Below are 6,297 nucleotides of genomic sequence, written 5' to 3' on the forward strand. Positions count from 1 at the left end.
GGAGTGTACGTCAGGTCGTGGCTTCGGACGTCGCCGCTTCGACGGAGAGCCCGAGGTACCTCAGTCCGACCTCGGTGATCTTCCGTGAAGTGTCCTTGCGGGACATGGTGGGCAGGGCTAGATGGCTCACGGTGAGCCTCACCAGAGCCTCCGCAGCGTCCGCCACATCGTCGGCCTGCACCCCGGGCACGTGAGCCATGAGCCACCGTGCCAACGAGTTCGAGGCCAGTTCCAGCAGCTGCGCGGAGGTCGTCATCAGGGGGAGAATGCCCGTCGCGGTCGGGGAGGAATCGCGGTTGGCGATCAGCACCGCCCTGAGTAGAGAGCTGTTCTCAGCTTCCTCGAGCACGAATTTCACCGAGGCCGCGAGGCCGCGAGCAGCATCGGCGTCGTGGTGCGCGAGCACTCCTTCGATGCCCTCGATGAAGCGCGCCGCCTCCCTCAGGACGACGGCCTCTCCCAATCCGGGCTTGTCGCCGAACTCTTTATAGAGCAGGGCGCGTGAAATCCCGACTGCCTCGGCGATCTCACCCATGCGGACTCGCTCCCAGCCTCGATCGGCGATCAGGTCGTGAGCAGCCTCCACCACAGCCGTGCGGACGTGCTCGCGGTACCGATCGCGCATGGAGGGGGATGACACGGTGGACACGATAGCGACCGTGGTGCCCAACGGACTCATGTCACATCGGACCTGGCCATGACAATGAGATGCTCGTGCCTTAGGTTGGAACAAATCATGCAAATTGTCTTTAGGAATGAGTTCCATGGCCAGCTCGAGCGACGCCGTCGCGGTTCCCTACCCGCACCGACGTGGCGGCCACTGCGGCTCGGGCGCGATGCGCGACCTCCTCGAATGGGCCGGGCTCGGCTGGGAAGGCCCGCCCGACGAGGGCCTCGTCTTCGCGCTAAGCGGGTCGCTGGACCTCTCCTACGTCCGGAATGCAGCGCTCATGCCACCGGTGTACCTCGTGGGTCGGGGCGGGGACCTGGAGACCGATCTCCCGACACGACTCGGCGCCGTGGTCACCGTGCACGCCACGGAGGACCCCCAGGTGGGCTGGACCTACGTGCGCGATGCCGTGCGCGCCGGTCGCCCAGCCCTTGTGTGGGCCGACATCGCAGAGCTGCCCTACCTGCGCGTGCGCCTTCAGATGAGTCGCCATGACATCGTTGTGATCGGCTACGACGACGTGCAGCAGCTCGCGCACGTCGTCGACAACGACCGCGACGAGGTGCAGCTGGTGCCTTACGAGGCTCTGGCTCGGGCTCGCTGCTCCCGAGGATTTCCGGTCCCGACGCGCCACACCTACTTCGACATCGCCTGGCCCGATTCGCTGCCCGACCTGGCCACCGTCGCCCGGGCGGCGTTCGCCCAGGCGGCTGTCGCGATGACCACCTCGACCGGTCCCTCGATTGTCACCGGGAGGGACACGGCGACCGGGGCCACGGGGCTGGCCGCCGTCGACCTGTTCGCCGAGGACCTCGCTCGATGGCCAGAGGTCTTCCCCGACGAGGTCTTGGACCTGGCGCTCCAGGGACTCAGCGCATTCGTGGAGAAGGCCGGCACCGGCGGTGGGCTGTTCCGGCGACTGCTCTCCAGCGGCGCCGCCGACATCGCGCGTCTGACCGGGGACGTTCGCGCGAGCGAAGTCGCCAACGCTGCGCACCTCTGCGCGGAGACATGGTCACTGGTCGCGTCGCTGGGCCGGCAGGAGGGCCCGGCCCGGGGCCGGGCGGAGCAAGCCGCCCTCGCAGCTGCCGCCCTCCCGTCGCTCGAGCGGGACCTCGTCACGGCCCTCGGGGCGGCCGGCGCACTCCAGAACGCCGAGGTCAGTGCCTGATGGGCGACGAGCTCGACCCCCGGCAGGCCCTTGCCCCGACCGGGTTCATCGACAGCGACCACCACGACGTGCGCGACTTCACCGAGTCCGTGGTGCGAGGTGTCCAGGATCCGCGTGAGCGGGTCGGGCTGCTCTTCGCGGAGGTCCGCGACCGACTCCGCTACGACCCCTACAGCGTCACCGCGGCCCCCCCGACCTACCGCGCCAGCGCGATCCTTGACGGTGGCCCCACCTGGTGCGTCCCGAAGGCGGTGCTGCTCACGGCGAGCCTGCGCGCTGCGGGGATCCCGGCCGTACTGGGGTTCTCCGATGTCCGCAACCACCTCAACAGCGAGGCGCTGCTGGAGCTGATGGGCACGGACCTGTTCGTGTTCCACGGGTGGAGCGCGGCGTACGTCGACGGCCGGTGGCGCAAGGGCTCGCCGGCCTTCAACTCCGAGCTGTGCCGCCGCTTCGGCGTACCTCCGTTGGAGTTCGACGGATCGCAGGACGCCCTGCTCCACGCAGCCGACGGCGCCGGCCGCCGCCACATGGAGTACGTCCGCGAGCGGGGGATGTTCGTGGACCTACCGTTCGATGAGCTGATGGCAACACTGCTGGACACCTACGGCCCCGCGATGGTGCGCGGCTCGGGATCCTCGCGCCCTGAGGATCCCGCCTTCGGCGCCTGAGCACGGATGGACCGCGCCGCCGCGGTGGCTCCACGCAGCTCGCACACCATCGTGATGAGGACGTCCTCGAGCCGTTGACGGCCCACTTCGACGGCACGTGCGGGCTCCAGGTCACGGAGGTCCTCGAGCGGGACGGGAGCGCCGACGAACACGCTCACCTGCCGTCGCCAACCCCATCGCAACCGCCCGCTGTATGCGGGCAGGATCTCCTGGGCACCCCACTGGGCCACCGGGAGGAGCGGGACCGACGCCTCGAGGGCGATGCGAACCGCCCCTGACTTCATCGTCATCGGCATACCGTCCTCCCGCTTGCTGATAGAACCCTCGGGATACACCAGAAGGAGCTGACCACAGCGTGCCGCCTTCACCGCGTCGTCGTACCCTGCGCGTCCGGCAGCCCGGTCGACCTTGACGTGGCCGGCCGCACGGAACCACCTGCCCACGATCGGACCGTGGAAGAGGCTGTCCTTCGCCAAGAACCGCGGCACCCGCCCCGAGGCCAGCACCAGCTCCGCGACTAGCAGAGGGTCGATGTGCGAGACGTGGTTGGCGGCCAGCACTGCCCCACCCGACCTCGGGATCCCTGAGACTCCGCGCCAGTCCGGCCGGCGCAGCACGATCAGGAACGGCTTGCAGCTCAGCACGGCCACCCACCAGGCAAGGCCACGTCGCTCGGCATCGGTTTGAGGACGGTGAGGTGTCCAGATGAGCCGCATAGCGACGAGTGTAGACAAATGTAGCCCCAACGTCTCACGTGAATACAAATATGCCATCATGTCTCGTGCGTTGGCGAACGGCGGGTCATTGACTTTCGGCTATAGGCCACTCTCGTCACGACGACGACTTGATCCTGTATGCGAGAGAGACAGATGCGACGTTGTGCCTCCGCGCCCGTCGGTCTTGAATCTGAGGAGCTTTCCATGCGCGAACCGATCCGAGGCGCCTCCGGCGCAGGCGAGCAAACCGCCCCGGCGAACGAGGTACGCTCCGAGGGGGGCGCCATGTCGGCATTGGAGGCGTGGATCCGCTCGATGTCGCGGCCCGAGCCGTCGGCGGAGGGACGCCTCCCCTCGCACTCCCCCACCTGCGCGGGATGCGGGACGGAGAATCCTGCTGGTCTTGCACTGAAGGTCGACGCCACCGAGGTCGGCGTTCGCGCCGTGCACCGCTTCGACCACCGTCAGGAAGGGGCGCCCGGGATCACCCACGGCGGCCTGGTCGCTGCAGCGTTCGACGACCTCTTCGGCTTCCTCCTCTACCGGGTCGGAGAGCTTGCCGTGACGAGGTCCCTGACCGTCGAATACCTCCGTCCGGTGCTGCTGAGGACCGACTACGAGTTCTCTGCCCACGTCCGGGACCGCTCGGGACGGCGGTTACACGTGGAAGCCGCGGCGTTGGATGCGGACGGCAACCCGGTCGCCACCGCACACGCGACATTCGTCGTCGTCGATGTTGAGCACTTTGAGCAGGGCAAGATTGCGGGCCGTTGATGACTCACCCGCCGATGAACGGCTCCAGCTCGACCGCTGGGTCGAGGTCGATTCCGTGGGCGGCCAAGGCATCGTGCAGCACTAGAGTGACGTGGCGCGAGAGGCGCCCCACCATGACCTCGAGGGTTTCGTCGCGCTGGTCGAGCCACCAGATGATTGTCGCGTCGACCATCCCCATCACGCCCACCAAGATGCCCTCGGGAAAGGTCTCCTCGGCCGAGTTGGTATAGCCGCGAGCCGCCGCAGCGATCTCGTCCAGCAATCGCGAGCGACCCATCCGAGCGCGGTGAAGGGTGCGACTCTGCCCCCGTGCGGCTAGGAAACGGAAGAGGTGAGGGTGGACGTCGGCCCAGGTGGCGCAGGCGTGGACCAGCCCCTCGACGACCTGTGAGGGCGTGCCGCGCCGAGTCAGGTGGGGCCGGACGCAGGCAATGAGGTCCTGCGCGGCGAGGCGTACCACATCGTCATCCAGGTCCTCACGGCTGGAGAAGTAGCGGTAGACGTGCGGCCTCGGGATGCCAGCCCGCTCGGCAATCAGGGCCGTGCCGGCACCCACTCCTGCCTCGTCGACGACCTGCAGAGCGGCGCTCGCCACCTGTTGTCGTCGCCGCGCCCGGACCTGATCATCGCGCGACGACCGGCGCCGCACCGTTGAATCCACCCATCGCCCGACCTCGACCACAAGAGGCAGCCTATGCGGGGTCGACGAAACCAACGACTCCCGGGTCCGCATGCATGGAACACCTTGTACCCAGGGCGACGGGTGTGGTCAGATTGGTACACCCTGTACCCGACCTGCCGGAGGCACCCCTTGCCCACTCGTCGCTCCCCCTGGATGGACAAAGACCTCGACGACGTGCGCGACCTGGCACGTACGTTCTGTGAGAAGGAGATCAAACCGCACATCGAGACCTTTATCGCCGACAAGCACGTCGACAGGGAACTGTGGAACCGCGCTGGTGATGTCGGTCTGCTCTGCCTGTCGATCCCCGAGGAGTACGGCGGCGGCGGCGGCACCTTCGCCCACGAGGCCATCTTGATCGAGGAGCAGGCACGGGTCGGCGACAGCTCCTGGGGGGCGTCCCTGCACAACGGCATCGTCGCCCACTACCTGTTCGCCTACGGCACGGAGGAGCAGAAGCAGCAGTGGCTTCCCAAGATGGCTTCCGGCGAGGTCGTCGGCGCGATCGCGATGACCGAGCCCGGGACCGGCTCGGACTTGCAGAACATCAAGACTAAGGCGGTGCGCGAGGGTGACGACTACCTTGTCAGCGGCTCCAAGACCTTCATCACCAACGGCTCGCAGGCCGACCTGGTGCTCACCGTGGTCAAGACCGATCCGGACGACCGCGCCGCCGGCATCTCGCTGATGCTGGTCCCCACCAGCACGGAGGGCTTCTCCCGCGGTCGGGTGCTCGACAAGATCGGGATGAAGGGGCAGGACACCTCGGAGCTCTTCTTCGACAACGTCCGCGTCCCGGTCACCAACCTGCTGGGCCTCACCGAAGGCCAGGGCTTCGTGCAGCTCATGCAGCAGCTCCCCCAGGAGCGGCTGTTGGTCGCAGTGTCGAACGTCGCAGCCATGGAGTTCTGCTTGGCCGAGACACTGGCCTACGTGCGCGACCGAAGCGCCTTCGGACGGCCGATCTGGGGGTTCCAGAACACCAAGTTCAAAATGGCAGAGGTCGCTACAGAAGCTCGCGTGGCACGGTCCTTCGTGGACGAGTGCATCCAGCTCCACGTCGGCGAGGGTCTGGACATCCCCACCGCCGCCATGGCGAAGCTGTGGTGCTCCGAACGAGCGCAGCGCGTCGCCGACACCTGCCTCCAGCTGCACGGCGGCTACGGGTACATGAACGAGTACCCCATCGCCCGCATCTGGGCCGACATGCGCGTCTCCCAGATCTACGCCGGCACCTCCGAGATCATGAAGGAGATCATCAGCCGGTCCCTGTGAGGACCGACCCGGCTCCGGCGGCACCGCTGGAGCCGGCGGGCCGGGCCTTGTGCGCCGAGCCCCGCGGGATCCTCCGCGTTGAGCAACGGCACATGACGCCCACTCCACCGAGGTGACACCCTCGACAGACATCGTCTGACAGGAGTGCCATGAGCTAGCGAGTCGCCCTCATCGACCGGGCATCGACCCGGACTCGGTACTCCTGGCCGACAAGTGGAGACCGCTCCACGCCATCCACAGCTGACCGCCCGCACGTACACCTGAGGTTCCCCCCGGACCGTAGAGGCATCGACAATGAGGATCGAGATGCCAGAGAAGCGGAAGAAGTACGACCGGGA

General features: G+C 67.4%; 7 protein-coding genes. 4 read left to right on the top strand and 3 right to left on the bottom strand.

What is annotated here, in order from left to right; all coding sequences use genetic code 11:
- Positions 1 to 10: 10 nt before the first annotated feature.
- A complete protein-coding gene (locus tag AC3WRM_RS03800; protein ID WP_235532548.1) occupies positions 11 to 649 on the bottom strand; it encodes a TetR/AcrR family transcriptional regulator in 639 nt (212 codons plus the stop codon).
- A 115-nt stretch (positions 650 to 764) separates the two neighbouring features.
- Between AC3WRM_RS03800 and AC3WRM_RS03805 the strand changes: the two genes are divergently transcribed.
- Together AC3WRM_RS03805 and AC3WRM_RS03810 are read left to right on the top strand one after the other, a co-directional pair.
- Positions 765 to 1,841 (top strand): BtrH N-terminal domain-containing protein, encoded by a 1,077-nt coding sequence (locus AC3WRM_RS03805; RefSeq protein ID WP_056680457.1) that lies wholly within the window; start codon positions 765 to 767, stop codon positions 1,839 to 1,841.
- On the top strand, positions 1,841 to 2,512 hold the full coding sequence (locus AC3WRM_RS03810) for a transglutaminase-like domain-containing protein (protein ID WP_056680455.1): 672 nt from the start codon (positions 1,841 to 1,843) through the stop codon (positions 2,510 to 2,512). The genes AC3WRM_RS03805 and AC3WRM_RS03810 overlap by 1 nt, the downstream gene beginning before the upstream one ends.
- On the opposite strand, the gene AC3WRM_RS03815 is transcribed toward AC3WRM_RS03810, so the two are convergent.
- The gene (locus AC3WRM_RS03815) at positions 2,446 to 3,228 is read right to left on the bottom strand and encodes a lysophospholipid acyltransferase family protein (RefSeq protein WP_082563713.1); all 783 of its coding nucleotides are present in this window, start codon (positions 3,226 to 3,228) and stop codon (positions 2,446 to 2,448) included. The genes AC3WRM_RS03810 and AC3WRM_RS03815 overlap by 67 nt on opposite strands.
- Positions 3,229 to 3,432: 204 nt before the next feature.
- Here AC3WRM_RS03815 and AC3WRM_RS03820 point away from each other — a divergent pair, with 204 nt between their 5' ends.
- Positions 3,433 to 4,002, top strand: a complete 570-nt coding sequence (locus AC3WRM_RS03820) for a PaaI family thioesterase (RefSeq protein WP_200951121.1) — start codon at positions 3,433 to 3,435, stop codon at positions 4,000 to 4,002.
- Between the two features lie 4 nt (positions 4,003 to 4,006).
- Here AC3WRM_RS03820 and AC3WRM_RS03825 read toward each other — a convergent pair whose 3' ends face one another.
- Entirely contained in the window at positions 4,007 to 4,684 is a 678-nt protein-coding gene (locus tag AC3WRM_RS03825) for a TetR/AcrR family transcriptional regulator (RefSeq protein WP_229662973.1), read from the bottom strand.
- 174 nt (positions 4,685 to 4,858) lie between these two features.
- Here AC3WRM_RS03825 and AC3WRM_RS03830 point away from each other — a divergent pair, with 174 nt between their 5' ends.
- Positions 4,859 to 5,959, top strand: coding sequence for an acyl-CoA dehydrogenase family protein (locus AC3WRM_RS03830; protein ID WP_348612337.1), 1,101 nt, complete (start codon positions 4,859 to 4,861; stop codon positions 5,957 to 5,959).
- Positions 5,960 to 6,297 lie beyond the last annotated feature (338 nt).

Source organism: Aeromicrobium sp. EU05-FHT14F07 (assembly GCF_058790455.1).

What these genes read in the sequence shown, in the direction of transcription:
- AC3WRM_RS03805 (WP_056680457.1), top strand. Translation starts at nt 765, where the DNA reads ATGGCCAGCTCGAGCGACGCCGTCGCGGTTCCCTACCCGCACCGACGT.
- AC3WRM_RS03810 (WP_056680455.1), top strand. Translation starts at nt 1,841, where the DNA reads ATGGGCGACGAGCTCGACCCCCGGCAGGCCCTTGCCCCGACCGGGTTC.
- AC3WRM_RS03815 (WP_082563713.1), bottom strand. Translation starts at nt 3,228, where the DNA reads ATGCGGCTCATCTGGACACCTCACCGTCCTCAAACCGATGCCGAGCGA.
- AC3WRM_RS03820 (WP_200951121.1), top strand. Translation starts at nt 3,433, where the DNA reads ATGCGCGAACCGATCCGAGGCGCCTCCGGCGCAGGCGAGCAAACCGCC.